Consider the following 16,036-nt stretch of genomic DNA (forward strand, 5'->3'; position numbering starts at 1 on the left):
CCGGCCACTCCCCTGACCCGGCGGCCCTCATCTCGCCTGCCCCGCACGCCCGTTCGCGATCCCGAACCGCGTACAACAACTCGCACGCACTTCGTCCAACCCCTTGCCGAAGGCTTAGCCGAAGATTAGCGTCCCGCAGCACGCGCCCTCGCCGGCATTCGGCCCCCGGGCACGGAGCCGCAGCCGCACTCGCAGTCGCAGTCGCAGTCGGACAGCCAATACAGGAACGACAGATAAGACAGACAAGACAGACAAGGACGTCAGCATGTCGGCACAGAGCAGGACCTGGGACCGCCGTTCGATACTCCGGGCCGCCGCGGGCCTCGCCGCCGCCGGCTCGCTCGCCGCGTGCGGCGGCAACAACGGCCGGGGCGGCGGCTCCGGTTCGGGCAAGCAGCTCGTGCAGTACTTCCACGCGTACGGCGAGGCAGGCACCGAGCAGGCGATCAAGCGGTACGCGAAGGCGTACCCGAAGGCCGGCGTGACCACGCAGTGGATCACCGGCTCGAACTTCGAGAGCAAGCTGTTCGCGTCCCTGCTGACCGCCCAGGCGCCGGATCTGTTCGAGTTCCACCCGCAGATCCAGCTCGTCAGGAGCGGTCAGGTCGCCGACCTGACCGACATCATCGAGCCCGCCAAGGACGACTTCAACCAGGCCGACATCCGGTCCCACACGGTCGACGGCAAGATCTACGGCGTCCGGATGATCGACGACCCGCAGTTCTTCTTCTACCGCAAGTCGCTGCTGGAGAAGGCGGGCGTCGAGCCGCCGCGGACGCTGGACGAACTGATCGAGGCCGCCGCCAAGCTCACCACGAGCAAGGTCAAGGGCCTGTTCCTCGGCAACGACCTGCACGCGGTGATCAACCCGCTGATCTGGTCGGCCGGCGCCGACACCCTGAACGAGAAGAACGAGATCGCCTACCACACGGACGGCGTCGTCGCGGGCCTGAAGCAGATGCGCAAGCTGTTCACCAGCGGTCATCTGCTGCTGGACGCCCCGGCCGACTTCTGGGACCCCTCGGCGCTCAACCAGGGCCTGTGCGCGATCCAGTTCTGCGGCATGTGGGCCATGCCGCAGTTCCAGCAGGCCCTCGGCGACGACCTCGGCATCATGCCGTTCCCGAAGGTCGGCGACGCGGGCAAGCCGTCGGTCTACAACGGCGGCTGGTCGGTGTTCGTCAACGCCAAGAGCCGGCACGTCGACGCGGCCAAGGAGTACGTCAAGTGGCTGTGGATCGACCAGAAGAAGTACCAGGAGGACTGGGCGACCTCCTACGGCTTCCACATCCCGCCGCGCACCTCCATCGCGCAGTCGGCGAGCAGGCTGAAGTCGGGTCTGCCGGCCGAGGGCGTGGAACTCTTCGACCGGTACGGGCACTTCGACAACATCGGCTGGACCCAGGCGATGATCACCGCGACGGAGAACGTGTTCGCCGACTGCGTCCGCAAGGGCGGTGACCCGGAGGCCGCGCTCGACCGCTGCGACAGGACGGTCGGCGCCGAGCTGAAGAAGCTGTTCGGATAGGCCGCCGGACGGATCACGACATGTCGACGACCACCACGCGCGGTGTCGCGAGTCCCGCCCCGGCCGAGGCCGCCGGGGCCCGGCCGCGGCGGAGGCTGCGGGGCAGCCGCACCTTCAACTTCTGGCTCTTCACCAGCCCGTTCCTGATCGGGCTGATCGTCTTCGTCTACGTACCGATCGGCTGGAGCCTCTACCTCAGCTTCTTCGAGGCCCGCTTCACGGTCACGCCCAGCGAATTCGTCGGCCTGGGCAACTACCGGGAGGTCCTCTCCGACAGCGGGTTCATGGGCTCGCTCGGCACCTTCACCGTCTTCGCCGCCTTCATCGTGCCCACCACCTGGGCAGTCTCCCTGGGCCTCGCCCTGCTCGTGAACCGGCTGCGCTTCATGCGGGCGTTCTACCGGTCGGTGTTCTTCCTGCCGACCGCGTGCAGCTATGTCGCCGCCTCCCTCATCTGGAAGATGTCCCTCTTCAACGGGGTGCGCTTCGGCCTGGCCAACACGGTGCTCGGCCTGTTCGGCGTCGACAACACGGCCTGGCTCGCCGACCCCGACCCGCCCTGGTACTGGCTGGTCATCATCACCGCCCGCCTGTGGCTGCAGTCCGGCTTCTACATGATCCTGTTCCTGGCCGCGCTGCAGAACATCCCGCAGGAGCTGTACGAGGCCGCCTCCATCGACGGTGCCAAGCGCGGCTGGCAGACCTTCCGCCACATCACGCTGCCGCAGCTGCGGGCCACCTCCACGGCCGTGATCCTGCTGCTGCTCGTGGCGGCCTACCAGGCCTTCGACGAGTTCTTCAACCTGCTGTCCAAGACGACCTGGGGCCGGCCGCCGCTGGTCGAGCTCTACTACACCGCCCTCGGCCAGGACCAGAACTACGGCAAGGGCAGCGCCGGAGCCGTGGTGCTGACCGTGCTGATCTGCGTCGTCACCCTGTTCCAGGGGAAGATCATGGGCTTCGGACGGGGTGAGGAGTCCGAGTGACCACGACCGCACCGGAGTCCCCCGAGCGCGCGCGGCGCGGCGGGGTGATGAGCTCCACCGGCCTGTACATCGCCACCAGTGTCGCCGCGCTGCTCTTCCTCGTCCCGTTCTACCTGCTGATCCGCAACGCCCTGTCCACCGACCCGGAGATCACCGGCGAGAACTGGAAGTTCTTCCCGGCCCGCATCCAGTGGAGCAACATCACCGAACCGTTCGACGATCCGACGGTCGACTTCGGCCAGTCGATGTGGAACTCGCTGGTCGTCGGCATCCTGCATACAGTCGGCACGCTGTTCGTCTGCTCGCTGGCCGGATACGCCCTCGCCCGCATCCCCTACCGGCACTCCGACAAGATCTTCTACGGCGTGCTGGTGACCCTGATGGTGCCGGCCGCGGTCACCTTCGTCCCCAGCTTCGTGCTGGTGTCGTCCCTCGGCTGGGTGGACAGCTACCGGGGTCTGATCGTTCCGGGGCTCTTCAGCGGTTTCACCTGCTTCCTGTTCCGGCAGTACTTCCTCGGGTTCCCGAAGGAACTGGAGGAGGCGGCGCGCGTGGACGGGCTCGGCTACTGGGGCGCGTACTGGCGCGTCGTGGTGCCGAACTCGCTGAACTTCTTCGCGGCGATCGCCACGATCACCTTCATCAACGGCTGGAACGCCTTCCTGTGGCCGCTGGTCATCGGCCAGGACCCCAGCGCCTGGACCGTCCAGGTCGCCCTGTCGTCGTACATGACCAACCAGACCGTCAACTACCACCTGATCTTCATGGCGACCGCCATCTCGATCCTGCCCCTGCTGTTCGTGTTCCTCTTCCTCCAGCGCTGGCTGGTGCAGGGGATCGCGCAGACCGGCATCAAGGGCTGAGCTAGGAGACCGATGTCTTTGCGCACGACCACCGCCTACGTCGAGGACGTCTCACCGGGCTCCGGGGCGCTGCCGCCCCGCGCCTGGTACGCGTCCTCCGACGCCCAGTCCCTCTCCCTCAACGGCAGCTGGCGCTTCCGACTGTCGGACACGGCCGACGCCGAGGACGACTCCTTCGCGGCGCAGGGGTACGACGCCGGTGACTGGGCGCAGATCACGGTCCCCGGCCACTGGGTGCTCCAGGGCCACGGCTCGCCCGTCTACACCAACCACCTCTACCCGTTCCCGGTCGACCCGCCCCGGGTGCCGACCGAGAACCCGACCGGCGACCACCTGCGTGTCTTCGGCCTGCCCGCGGACTGGCCGGCCGACGGCGGTGCCGTGCTGCGCTTCGACGGCGTGGAGTCCTGCGCCCGGATCTGGCTGAACGGCACGGAACTCGGCGAGTTCAAGGGCTCCCGGCTGCCGCACGAGTACCCGGTCGGCCATCTGCTGAAGACTGCGGACAATGTACTGGCGGTCCGGGTCCACCAGTGGTCGGCGGGCTCGTACCTGGAGGACCAGGACCAGTGGTGGCTGCCCGGCATCTTCCGGGACGTCACCTTGCTGCACCGCCCCGCGGACAGCGTCCGTGACTTCTTCGTGCACGCCTCGTACGACCACCTGTCCGGCACCGGCACCCTCCGCGTCGACTCCGACGTGGCGGGCCGGGTCACGGTCCCGGGCCTCGGCATCGACGTCGCCACCGGTGAGCCGGTGACCGTCCCGGTCGAGCCGTGGACGGCGGAGACGCCTCGGCTGTACGACGGCGTGCTGGCCACCGGGGGTGAGCGGGTGCCGCTGCGCATCGGCTTCCGCACGGTGGAACGGTCCGACGGCTTGATCAAGGTGAACGGCCGCCCGTTGCTCTTCAAGGGCGTCAACCGGCACGAGTGGCATCCGGAGCGGGGCCGCGCGCTCGACCTCGACACGATGCGCGAGGACGTGCTGCTGATGAAGCGGCACAACATCAACGCGGTCCGCACCTCGCACTACCCGCCGCACCCGGCCTTCCTCGACCTGTGCGACGAGTACGGCCTGTGGGTGATCGACGAGTGCGACCTGGAGACGCACGGCTTCACCGAGCAGGGCTGGCGGGACAACCCCGTCGACGACGACCGCTGGACCCCGGCGCTGCTCGACCGGGCGGCCCGCATGGTGGAACGGGACAAGAACCACCCGTCGGTCGTCATCTGGTCGCTCGGCAACGAGGCGGGCACCGGCCGGGGCCTGACCGCGATGGCCGAGTGGATCCACGGACGCGACGGCTCCCGGCTCGTCCACTACGAGGGCGACCTCGACTGCCGTGACACCGACGTCTACTCGCGGATGTACGCGGACCACGCCGAGGTGGAGCGGATCGGCCAGGGCCTGGACGGCGGTCCGCACCGGCGCCGCGAACTGCCGTTCATCCTCTGCGAGTACGCGCACGCCATGGGCAACGGCCCCGGTGGACTGGCCGACTATCAGCGGCTGTTCGAGGCCCACGGACGGCTCCAGGGCGGCTTCGTATGGGAGTGGATCGACCACGGCATCGCCCACCCGGACCTGGGGTACGCCTACGGCGGCGACTTCGGCGAGGAGCTGCACGACGGCAACTTCGTCTGCGACGGCCTGCTGTTCCCCGACCGCCGGCCCTCCCCCGGTCTGGTCGAGTACAAGAAGGTGATCGAGCCGGTCACCATCACCGCCGACGGCACGGACCGCGCGGCCGGCACGGTCCGGATCACCAACCGGTACGACTTCACGGACCTGTCGGCGCTGGCCTTCTCGTGGTCGTACGAGGTCGATGGCGAGACCGTGGACCGCGGCACCCTGCCGGTGCCCGCCCTGGCGCCCGGCGAGTCCGCCGAGGTGGAGCTGCCGGCCTCGCCGGCCGGGGCCCCGGCCGGCGAGGCGTGGTGGACCGTCCGGGCGGCCCTCGCCTCCGGCGCCTCGTGGGCGCCGCGGGACCATGTCGTCGCCTGGGGGCAGGTCCCGGCGTCGGCGCGCCGGGTGCCGCACGTCGCCGCGACCGCCCGGCCGGTGCCGGGCGACGGAGTGATCACGCTCGGCCCGGCCGTGTTCGACGCCCGGACCGGGGCGCTGCGGACGATCGGCGAGGTACCCGTCACCGGTCCGCGGCTGGACGTCTGGCGGGCCACCACCGACAACGACGACGGTGCCGCCTGGCAGAGCGACGTGCGCTACGGTCAGCTGTGGCGCAAGCTCGGCCTGCACCGGATGCGGCACCGTCTGGACGCGGTCGAGGTGGGCGAGGACGCGCTGACCGTCCGTACGCGGGTGGCGCCGGCCGCCCGGGAGCTGGGGTTGTCGACGGTATACCGCTGGTCGTCGGACGGAGACCGTATCCGGTTGACCGTATCCACCGTCCCGGACGGCGACTGGACCGTCCCGCTCCCCCGCCTCGGCATCCGCTTCGGACTGTCCTCAGCCGACCGTGTGCAGTGGTACGGCGGCGGTCCGGGCGAGGCGTATGCGGACACCAGGATGGCGTCTGCGGTCGGCCGTTGGCAGTCGACCGTAGACGATCTGCAGACGCCGTACGTCCGCCCGCAGGAGAACGGCGCCCGCATCGACGTCCGCTGGGCGGAACTGGGCGGCCTGCGCATCGAGGGCGACCCGGTGTTCTGCCTGACCGCCCGCCGCTGGACCACCGAGCAGCTGGACGCCGCCGCGCACCGCAGCGACCTGGTGCCCGGTGACACGGTCTGGGTCAACCTGGACCACGGCCAGCACGGCATCGGTTCCCAGTCCTGCGGGCCGGGCCCGCTGCCCCGGTACCACCTGCGGGCCGAACCGGCGGAGTTCTCGTTCGTCTTCTCCCCGTCCGGCGCCCCCGGCACCGGTTGACCGGCACGGCTCCGACGGCGGCCGCGGCCGGCCCTCCTCCGGGCCGGCCGCGGCCGCGGCGGGCCCGGGCTCCCAGTGTTCATGCAAGCGTTTTCCCCACCACCTTCTCAACCCGCCACATTGACGTGAACATGGTCAACATGCGACCCATGGGACGACTCCTCGGCGCTCTCGGCGCCGGACTGCTGACCGTGTCGGGGCTCACCGCCTCCACCGGTACCGCGCACGCCGCCGGTTCAGGCAGCTTCAGTGTCTTGACCTACAACGTGGCCGGGCTGCCGGAGGGCCTCAGCTCCAGCCACCCGGCCACCAACACCCCGCTGATCTCACCGCGGCTGGCAGGCTACGACATCGTCAACGTCCAAGAGGACTTCAACTACCACGCGGCGCTCTACGCGGGCGACCACCACCCCCACCGCACCGCGACCAGCGGCGGCGCGGGCATCGGCGACGGCCTCAACACCCTGTCGGAATTCCCCTTCGAGGACTTCGAGCGGGTGAAGTGGAAGGCCTGCACCGGCACCAACTGCCTGACCCCCAAGGGCTTCACCCTGGCCCGGATGCGGCTCGCCGAAGGCGTCTACGTCGACCTGTACAACCTGCACCCCAACGCCGACGACACCGACGACGCCCTGGCCGCGCGCCGCGCCGACATCGCGCAGCTGTCGGAGTTCATCCAGGCCAACTCGGCGGGCAACGCGGTGATCGTGATGGGCGACACCAACACCCGCTACACCCGCGCCGGCGACAACATCCGTACCCTCGTCGACGACAACGGCCTCACCGACGCCTGGGTGCGGCTGGCCAAGGGCGGTACGCCTCCCGCCCAGGGCGCCGATCCGCTGCTGTGCCCGGCGTCCGCGCCGCCCGACGACTGCGAGGTGGTCGACAAGGTCCTCTACCGCGGCAGCGGCCTGGTCACCCTGACCGCGACCCGCTACCACGACGCGTGGGCAGGGTTCCTGGACGCGGCCGGCGGCAACCTCTCCGACCACTTCCCGCACACCGTCGACTTCTCCTACACCCTGGCCCCGAAGCTCCGGGCGAGCGACTTCTTCGGCGGCCCGCACGGCACTGCCTTCAACGACGCCGACGACCTGCCGGCCACGCCCGCCCCGCGCACCCTCACCCTGCGCGGCGGCACCCGTCTCGACGCCGTGTCCCTCACCCACGACGGCGGTGCGGTCCTCGGGCACGGCGGCACGGGCGGTACGGCCGCCTCCCTCACCCTGGCGGCCGGCGAACACCTGACGTCGGTGAGGCTCACCGAGGGCCAGAAGGACGGTCGTACCCGGATCTTCTCGGCCGCCTTCGCCACCGACCGGGGCCGCACACTCGCGGCGGGCACGGCGACCGGTGACGGCACCACGTTCACCGCGCCCGCCGGCTGGCAGGTCGTCGGCTTCACCGGCCGCGCGGGGACCGGGATCGACAAGCTGGGGGTGCTGTACGCGCCGATCGGCTGATCACCGCCCCCACCCTACCTAGATGCTCTAGGCTGCAACCTAGGCATCCAAGGGAGGTGGGCAGGTGGCCCGGGCGGGACTGAGCGCGCAGCGGGTGGTGGAGGCCGCCGCGGAGCTGGCGGACGAGGTCGGGTTCGACCAGGTCGGCATCTCCGCGCTGGCCCGCCGCTTCGGCGTCAGGGACGCGAGCCTGTACTCGCACGTGCGCAACCTCCAGGACCTGCGCACCCGGCTGGCGCTGTACGCGGGCGGCGAGCTGATCGAGCACATCGCGGCGGCCGTGGCCGGCCGGGCCGGCAAGGAGGCGCTGACGGCGTTCGCCGGCGCCTACCGCGAGTACGCCCTGCGCCACCCCGGCCGGTACGCGGCCACCCAGATCCGCATCGACCAGGCCCTGATCGCCGACTCCCCCGCGCTGCGCCGCACCGCGCAGATCACCTACGGCATGCTGCGCGCGTACGGCCTGGAGGAACCGGACCTGACGGACGCGGTACGCCTGCTGCGCAGCACCTTCCACGGCTACTGCGTCCTGGAGAGCGCGGGCGGCTTCGGCGCGGACCGGGACGTGACGGCCTCCTGGGACAAGGCGGTCGACGCACTGCACCTCGCCCTCGAACACTGGCCCCGGGAGACGGAGAACGATGACTGACACGCCGTACCACGACATCACGGGCCGCGGTCCCGTCCTGCTGCTGGTGCCGGGCGGGGCCGGGCATCCGATGGGTCTCGGGCCGCTCACCGAGCGGCTGGCCGGCCGCTTCACCGTGGTGACGTACGACCCGCTGGGCCTCGCCCACGGCCGGCTCGGCCGGCCGGTCGCCGAGCAGCGGGTCGCGGACTGGAGCGAGGGCGCGGCGCGCCTGCTGGAGGAGGTGCTGCCGGCGGGCGAGCCGGCGTACGTGTGCGGCACCAGCTCCGGTGGTATCGCCGTCCTGGACCTGCTGGCCCGCCATCCCGGCCGGCTGGCGCACGTGGTCGCGCACGAGCCGCCGTGCGTGACGGTCCTGCCGGACGGGGCGGACCGGCGGGCGGAGCTGATCGAGCAGCTGGACGGGCCCGGACGGCCGCCCGCCGAGGGCGAGTCGGCGTCCCCGATGGGGGTGTTCCTGGCCCGGGTGCTGCGCCCGTTCAGCGCGTACGCGCCCACCGCGCCCCTGCCCGCGGGGCGGCTCACGATCGCGGCCGGGGCCGGCTCGCGCGGGCAGGTGCTGCACCGTACGGCCGAGTTCCTGGCCGGGCGGCTCGGGTGTGCCTTCGCCGAGTTCCCGGGCGGGCACCTCGGCACCCTGGATCATCCCGTGGAGTTCGCCGACGCGCTCACCGAGACGCTGCGTTCCAGCGCGCGGACGTCGGCGTAGGACGGGGTCGTACCGGCCGGGGCGCGTCCGGCCGCGATGTCGGCCATGGCGTCCAGGGCCGCGCCGAGCGCCCGCCGGTACAGCAGCGAACCCAGGCTGATCCGGCGCACCCCGAGGCCGGCGAGGTGGCCCACCGTGGGTCCGGTGGGCGTGTACAGCACGTTGAGCGGGACGGCGGTGTGCCGGACGAGGGTGGCGATGCGCAGGGGGTCGGTCAGGCCCGGGACGAACACCCCGTCGGCGCCCGCCTCCTGGTAGGCCTCGAGCCGGCGCAGCGTCTCCTTCTCGTCGCCGTCGCCCGACCAGTACGTGTCCGTACGGGCGTTGACGAACAGCCCCGGTGCGGCCGCCTTCACCGCGGCGATCTTCGCCGCGTGCCGGCCGGCCGGCGCCAGGCCGTCCTCCAGGTTGATGCCGACGGCCCCGGCGGCCCACAACTCCCGTGCCAAGCCGGCGACTTCGTCTGGGTCGTCACTGAAGCCGTCCTCGGCGTCGACGGAGAGGAAGTACGGCTCGGAGCCGAGGGTGAGGGCGAGGCGGACGGTGTGCTCACGGGTCGCCGCCTCCCCGTCGGGCAGGCCGACGGCCGCCGCGACCGCCAGGCTCGTCGTGGCGACCGCCCGGAAACCCCGGGCGGCGAGGGCGGCGGCCGAGGCGTGGTCCCAGGCGTTGGGCAGCAGCAGCGGCTCGCCGGGACGATGATGGAGGCCGGCGAAGGAGGGGGCGGAGGCAGGCTCTGCGGTCATACCGCCACGCTAGCCGCACGACGGTTCGGCGCCCCCCGAACCGTCCCCCGCCCGTCACCTCTCACCGGGTCTCACCGGGGTGCCACCGACCACGGGGCGCCCGCGGAGGGCCCGTCCGGCGCCGTGAAACGGAAGGCTGCGGTCGCACCCCCGGACCAGGTCACCCGCACCTCGTGCCCCGGCTCCGCACCGGTGTCCTCGCTCACCGCCACGGACACCAGCTCGGTCAGGGGCAGCGGGTCCGGTTCCCCGGTGATCCGGGCGAGCGCCACGAAGAGGGTGCCCGCAGCGTCCCCGGTCGTCCCGGTGAGCTCCGCCGACAGCCCGGCGGCGGGGACGAGTTCGGCCCGTACGCCGTCCCCGGCCGGCCAGCCCGTCACCCGCACCGCGGTCCCGGGCGCCGCGCCCGCCACCAGATGGGCCCGTACCTCCACGGCACCCCGGACCACCACCAGGCTGGTGACGGTGACCCCGGCGCGCACGGTGTGCCGGGACGCGGCCCACCCCTCCCCGGTGCCGAGCGGCTCGATCTCCGTACGGCGCGCATCGCCGCCGACGATCACGCTGTTGTCGTACGACGGCACGGGCGCGGTGGCGGTCGAGTAGGCGAGCCGGGTGTAGTGGGGGTCGTAGCGGACGTCCTCGCTGCCGTGGTTGTGCAGCCGGACCAGGCCGTCGCAACGGGTGTTCTGCAGCAGCCAGTTGGGGACGGGCACGGGGTGCGCCTGGTCCGCGCGGTCGGCCGGGGCGGGTGCCTCCCGTGCCGTCCACACCTCGTGCCCGGGCGGCAGCAGCAGGCCGAGGAAGCCCTTGCTCGCCCAGTAGGGGGAGGCTGGGCCGGAGTACGTCTGGAGCAGGGACTCGTCGGGTCCGAGCCAGCCGAGCGGCAGCAGGCCCCGCTCGTCGACCGCGCCGCCGTCGAGGAAGTACCGCAGTGCGCCGGAGGCCAGGCGGCGGGTCTCGCCGGGGGGCAGGGGGGTGTGTCCGGTCAGGGCGCCGAGCCAGAGCGGGGCCGTCGTGGCGAAGCGGTAGGTGAGGGAGCGGCCCTGGCGCAGGGGGGCGCCGTCGGCGCCGAAGAGGCGGGCGTGGTCGGCGAGGTGGCGTGACAACCGTCGACCGTATACAGAAAGCAGTTCACTGTCGTCTGCCAGCCATGCGTGGAGGACTGTGTACAGGTGCATGGCCCAGCCGTTGTAGTAGTCGAACTTCCGGCCGGCGCCGTCCGTGTACCAGCCGTCGCCGATGTACCAGTCCTCGACCCGCTCCAGCCCGCGGTCGATCGCCTTTCGTGCCGCATCCTCCTGGTGGCCGATCTCCGCGAGGAAACCGCCGACGGTGACCGGGAACAGTTCCCAGTTGCACGGCCAGGGTTCGGCGGTGAGCGCGTCCGCCAGCCACGCGGCGGTCCGCTGGCGCACCGCGTCGTCCAGGCGGTCCCACAGCAGCGGCCGGGTCAGCCGCAGGGCGAGCGCGATCGAGGCGGCCTCGACCAGCGGCTGGCCGCGGTCCGTGATCCGCGGCCAGACTCCGCCGGGGCCGGCCGCGAGACCCTCGGCGTACCGGCCGAGGGCGGTCTCGTCGCGGCGGAACGCGGCCAGCAGCAGGGTGCGGGCGTAGCCTTCGAGGCCGTCGGAGAGGTGGCCGGAGTGGCTCACGTGGTCGCCGGGCAGGTGGTAGAGGGCGCGGTCGGGGGTGGCGTACGGCGTGACGGCGGCGAGCAGGGCGTCGGCGGCGGCTTCCCAGTGGGCCCGGGTGTAGCCGGTGTACGGGCTCGACGCGCGGTCGTCTGCGGGCAGTTCGATCACGGCGGTGGCTGTCCTTCCTCGCGGGACGCGGGGCGCCCCGGTTCGGGTCGGGGCGCCCCGGGAGTTCATCCCACCCGTACCGTGCCCTCGGGCACCAGATGCCGGGCGAGCAGTTCGTCGCGGACCAGGCCCGCGTAGAGGGTGGCGCCGTGGACGGAGGTGTGGGTGTTGTCGCGCTTCTCGCTGGAGAGGTAGACCGGCTTGGAGCCTTCCACGCCGAGGGACTCCACCAGCGCCTTGGTCTTCGCGGTGAGGTCGATCAGCGGGACGTGCCCGGCGGCGGCGACGGAGCGGATGACGGCGGGGTGGTCGACTCCGAGGCCGTTGACGAGGAGGGCCGTGTCGTTGTCGAGGGTGCCGTCGGCGTTGAACCACCGGCGGACGACCGGGGTGACGAGCACCGGCCGGCCGCCCTGGGCCCGGATGCCCGCCACCAGTGTCTCCAGGTTGGCGCGGTAGGTCGCCTCGTCGGTGGTCTTGTCGTTGTGGGCGAGCTGGACGAGGACCAGGTCGCCGGGCCGGATCCGGGGCTGCACGGTGTCCCAGAGCCGCGGGTTCTGGAGATAGGTGACCGTACTCTCGCCGGAGTCGGCGTAGTTGGCGACGGACAGGCCCTTGCGCAGGTACTGCGGGAGTTGCTGGCCCCAGCCGGAGTAGGGGTCGGCGGGCTGGTCGCAGACGGTGGAGTCGCCGATGAGGATGATCTGGCGGGCGTGGCGGGCCGGGGCGACCCTGATGCCGGCGAGGGCGGGTGCGGAGCCGCCGAGTGCCAGGTCCAGGCCGGGCGTTCCGTCGGGGCCGGTGGGTTCGCCCTCGGGGGTGCGGACGTCGACGGTGAAGCTGCGGCTGACGTGCTCGCCGGCCGCCACGGCGGTCTCCGGCAGGAGCGAGCGGCGGGTCTCGCCGGTGATGCGGGTGCTGGACGCCGTGGCGCCGCCGACCCGGACGGTCACGTCGTAGGTGCCGGGCGGGACGTCGAAGTGGCAGACGGTGGCGGTGCAGTTCTCGATGCCGGGCGGCCGGCCCGGGTGGGCCTGGGCGGGGGCCGCCGTCAGTACGGCGCCCAGGGCGGCCGGTATCGCCAGGGCGGCTGTGAAACGTCTCATGAGCGGCTCCTCCGTCGGTCGAACCTGGGCCGACCCGAGACCGTACCGCTCTGGACAAGCGCTTTCTAGCCCTTGGTGCGACTTCTCATCGTCACCGAGTCATGAGCAGTGAAAGCCCTTTCGCAAAATCGATTCAACTGACACCCTGCCAGTCACCGCACACCCCGGACCTCCCGAAGGAGGCACCCCCATGTCCGGATCCCCCGACGGCGCGGTCTCCCGCCGCGCCTTCGTCGTCGGCGCCGCTGCCGCCGCCGGTTCCGCCGCCCTCGCCGGGCCGCTCGCCACGGCCGCGTCCGCCGCCGGCTTCGGCTGGAGCGACGACGGCTCGAACTACGTCGTCACCACCGGCGCCGGCCTGGTCCTCAAGGTCTCCAAGGCCACCGGCGACCTGACCTCCCTGGTCCACAAGGGCACCGAGTACCAGGGCTACGGCGGCAAGAACTCGCACATCGAGTCCGGCCTCGGCAGCTCCACCGTGACCCTGACCCAGTCCGGTTCCACCGTCCTGATCTCGGTCACCCACGGCACGCTGCGCCACTACTACGCCGCCCGCAGCGGCGAGAACAACGTCTACCTGTGGACCCACAAGGCCGACTCCTCGGTCAGCGCCACCCGCTACATCGTGCGCGTCCGCGCGGGCCTGTTCCGCAACGACCAGCCCGACTCCTACACCTACACCACCAGCACCATCGAGGCCTCGGACGTGTTCGCGAAGTCCGACGGGCAGACCCGCTCCAAGCACTACTCCAAGCTCCGCGCAGTCGACTACGACTACACCGGCTGGACCACCGCAGGCGTCGGCCTGTGGATCGTCCGCAGCAACCACGAGAAGGCCTCCGGCGGCCCCTTCTACCGCTCCCTGCTGCGCCACCAGAGCGCCGACGGCGGCGGGCTGTACGAGATCCTGTACTACGGCGAGAACCAGACCGAGGACGAGCGGTACGGCCTCCAGGGGCCGTACGTCATCGCGTTCACGGACGGCGGGGCTCCGTCGTCCGCGCTGTTCCACGGCACGCTGACCACCCCGTGGGCCGACTCGCTGGGCATCGCCGGGTACGTGCCGGACAGCGGGCGGGGGCGGGTGGCCGGGGTCGGCATCACGGGGCGGGACACGGCGTACCCGTACACGGTCGGACTCGCCAACGGGGCGGCACAGTACTGGGCGTCGGCGCGCGCCTCCGACGGGTACTTCTCGGTATCCCGCATACTGCCGGGCGCATACACGCTGACCGTCTACAAAGGCGAGTTGGCTGTATACAGTTCACAGGTGACCGTATCCGCGGGCACGACGACCACCCTGAACACGATCGCCGTCCCGTCGTCCAACGACCCGTCCGCCGCGGCCGCGATCTGGCGGATCGGCGACTGGAACGGCACCCCGAACGGCTTCAAGAACGCGGACCTGATGACGTACGCCCACCCTTCCGACGTGCGGGCCGCGTCCTGGACCGGGAACGTGGTGATCGGCAGCGGTACGGAGACGTCCGCTTTCCCCTGCTACCTGTGGAAGGACGTCAACAGCGGACTGCTCGTCCACTTCCGGCTCACCGCCGCGCAGGCCGCCGCCGCGCACACCCTGAGGATCGGCGTGACGACGGCCTACGCCAACGGCCGGCCGCAGATCACGGTCAACGACTCCTGGACGTCGGCGGTCCCCGCCCCGCCCGCCCAGCCGAGCACCCGGTCCCTGACGGTGGGCTCGTACCGGGGCAACAACCACACCTTCACCTACAGCGTCCCGGCCAGTGCCTGGCGCACGGACACCGGCCAGTACAACGTGCTGAGGATCGATGTGGTGAGCGGTTCGGGGACGACCGGTTATCTGAGCGCGGGCACGGCGATCGACGCGATCGACCTGCTCGTCTGAGGCGCATCAGGTACCGCGCGTCCACTGCTGGTTGGTGCCCGCGTTGCAGGTGTAGGTGATGAGCGCGGCGGAGTCGGCGGTGGAGGCGCCGGAGACGTCCAGGCACTTCCCGCTGGCGCGGGCCTTGAGGGTGAGGTACGAGCCGGAGGCGGTGACCGACCACTGCTGGCTGCCGGCGCCGGTGCAGTTCTCCTGCGTGACACTGCTCGCGTTCTCCTGCAGGCACAGGGAGCTGCCCCGGCCCATCAGCGCGTGGTAACCGTTGCGGAGGTCCTTGAACCACCACTTCTGGTTGGCGCCGCCGTTGCAGGTGTACTGGCTGAGGGCGACGCCCTGCCACAGGGACTGGTTCGGTACGTCGGCGCACTTGGCGCTGTGCCGGGCGGTCAGCGTGCTGTAGGCGGCGTCGGTGCCGGTGACGGTCCCGGCGGCGGTGTCGACGGTGAGCTCCGGGGACCAGGCGGTGCTCATCGAGGTGGAGGCCGGGAAGGTCAGCGGCAGCCAGACGTACCGGGAGTCGTCGACCTTCCCGCCGAAGGAGTTGCCCCAGCGGTCGCCCAGGTAGAGGTAGGAGGTGCCCGAACTCCCCTGGAGCGCGAGGACGTAGGCGGTCTGGGAGCCGTAGGCGGTGGAGTCGCCGACGTTCTTCCAGGAGGTCCAGGGGCCGGCGAGGGAGGTGGCGGTGGCGTACTGCTGCTGGTTGGGGTTCCAGCCGGTGGCGCCCGATGTGAGCATGAAGTACACACCGCCCCGCTGGAACAGGGCGGGGGCCTCGCGGTGACCGCCGGGCCAGGGGTTGGCGACCAAGCGGTCGATGCCGGTGTAGTCGGCGGTGAGCCGGTAGATGTGCAGGTCGTAGTTCTCGTTGGCGGCCGAGACCAGGTAGGCGGTGCCGTCGGTGTCGACGTACGTGGTCAGGTCGCGGGACATGTACTGGCCGAGCGGGCGGAAGCTGCCCCGGTAGGTGTAGCTGCCGTCGACCGTGTCGGAGACGGCGACGGCGGCGCGCGCCTCGCTGTAGTCGGTGCCGTTCTCCTTGTGCATCCACATGACGAACTTGCCGGTGGCCGCGTTGTAGACGACCTTGGGGCGTTCGATGTAGGCGGTGGACAGTTCCGCGGCCGAGGACTGGGTGAGGACGCGGCCGCGGAACTCCCAGCTCTTCAGGTCGGTGGAGCGGTAGGCGTCGACCGACCGGAAGGTGTTGTCGCTGTTGCGGTCCTCGCCGAACCAGTAGTAGTAGGAGCCGACTTCGAGGACTCCGCCGCCGTGGGCGTGCACCGGGTTCCCCGAGGTGTCGGTGAACTGTGTGCCGTTGACGATCGTCTGCGGTGCCGCCTGGGCGGGGCCGGCCGTCGCCAGGGCGGCGGCGAGGGCGCAGCACAGGGCGAGCAGGACGGCGTACGCGCGTCTCAT

Annotated in this window: 12 protein-coding genes; 8 read left to right on the forward strand and 4 right to left on the reverse strand. The window is 71.4% G+C overall.

All coding sequences use genetic code 11. The features are described 5' to 3' along the window. Window positions 1–265 precede the first annotated feature (265 nt). The 7 genes from IG05_RS0102275 (at window position 266) to IG05_RS0102305 (ending at window position 9,093) form a co-directional block, all read left to right on the forward strand. Window positions 266–1,528: an ABC transporter substrate-binding protein gene (locus tag IG05_RS0102275; protein ID WP_030338622.1), complete on the forward strand. Its 1,263-nt coding sequence runs from the start codon at window positions 266–268 to the stop codon at window positions 1,526–1,528. Window positions 1,529–1,548: 20 nt separating this feature from the next. Then, the gene (locus IG05_RS0102280) at window positions 1,549–2,514 is read left to right on the forward strand and encodes a carbohydrate ABC transporter permease (protein WP_030338623.1); all 966 of its coding nucleotides are present in this window, start codon (window positions 1,549–1,551) and stop codon (window positions 2,512–2,514) included. Next, window positions 2,511–3,377: a carbohydrate ABC transporter permease gene (locus IG05_RS0102285; protein ID WP_030338624.1), complete on the forward strand. Its 867-nt coding sequence runs from the start codon at window positions 2,511–2,513 to the stop codon at window positions 3,375–3,377. The genes IG05_RS0102280 and IG05_RS0102285 overlap by 4 nt, the downstream gene beginning before the upstream one ends. Before the next feature lie 12 nt (window positions 3,378–3,389). Beyond that, window positions 3,390–6,269: a glycoside hydrolase family 2 TIM barrel-domain containing protein gene (locus IG05_RS0102290; RefSeq protein WP_030338625.1), complete on the forward strand. Its 2,880-nt coding sequence runs from the start codon at window positions 3,390–3,392 to the stop codon at window positions 6,267–6,269. A gap of 149 nt (window positions 6,270–6,418) precedes the next feature. Further along, the gene (locus IG05_RS0102295; protein WP_030338626.1) at window positions 6,419–7,735 is read left to right on the forward strand and encodes a jacalin-like lectin; all 1,317 of its coding nucleotides are present in this window, start codon (window positions 6,419–6,421) and stop codon (window positions 7,733–7,735) included. Between the two features lie 64 nt (window positions 7,736–7,799). After that, entirely contained in the window at window positions 7,800–8,384 is a 585-nt protein-coding gene (locus tag IG05_RS0102300; RefSeq protein ID WP_030338627.1) for a TetR/AcrR family transcriptional regulator, read from the forward strand. Further along, a complete protein-coding gene (locus tag IG05_RS0102305) occupies window positions 8,377–9,093 on the forward strand; it encodes an alpha/beta fold hydrolase (RefSeq protein WP_030338628.1) in 717 nt (238 codons plus the stop codon). The genes IG05_RS0102300 and IG05_RS0102305 overlap by 8 nt, the downstream gene beginning before the upstream one ends. Here IG05_RS0102305 and IG05_RS0102310 read toward each other — a convergent pair. The 3 genes from IG05_RS0102310 to IG05_RS0102320 form a co-directional block, all read right to left on the reverse strand. Continuing rightward, window positions 9,027–9,839 (reverse strand): isocitrate lyase/PEP mutase family protein, encoded by an 813-nt coding sequence (locus IG05_RS0102310; protein WP_030338629.1) that lies wholly within the window; start codon window positions 9,837–9,839, stop codon window positions 9,027–9,029. The genes IG05_RS0102305 and IG05_RS0102310 overlap by 67 nt on opposite strands. A gap of 71 nt (window positions 9,840–9,910) precedes the next feature. Beyond that, entirely contained in the window at window positions 9,911–11,641 is a 1,731-nt protein-coding gene (locus tag IG05_RS0102315) for a DUF2264 domain-containing protein (RefSeq protein WP_030338630.1), read from the reverse strand. Window positions 11,642–11,709: 68 nt separating this feature from the next. Then, window positions 11,710–12,750 (reverse strand): rhamnogalacturonan acetylesterase, encoded by a 1,041-nt coding sequence (locus tag IG05_RS0102320; protein WP_030338631.1) that lies wholly within the window; start codon window positions 12,748–12,750, stop codon window positions 11,710–11,712. A gap of 190 nt (window positions 12,751–12,940) precedes the next feature. Here IG05_RS0102320 and IG05_RS0102325 point away from each other — a divergent pair, with 190 nt between their 5' ends. Next, the gene (locus IG05_RS0102325; protein WP_030338632.1) at window positions 12,941–14,620 is read left to right on the forward strand and encodes a rhamnogalacturonan lyase B N-terminal domain-containing protein; all 1,680 of its coding nucleotides are present in this window, start codon (window positions 12,941–12,943) and stop codon (window positions 14,618–14,620) included. Between the two features lie 6 nt (window positions 14,621–14,626). Here the strand turns inward: IG05_RS0102325 and IG05_RS0102330 are convergent, their stop codons facing one another. Continuing rightward, entirely contained in the window at window positions 14,627–16,036 is a 1,410-nt protein-coding gene (locus tag IG05_RS0102330) for an RICIN domain-containing protein (protein WP_030338633.1), read from the reverse strand.

Source organism: Streptomyces sp. NRRL S-1022 (assembly GCF_000720135.1).
Classification (GTDB): domain Bacteria; phylum Actinomycetota; class Actinomycetes; order Streptomycetales; family Streptomycetaceae; genus Streptomyces.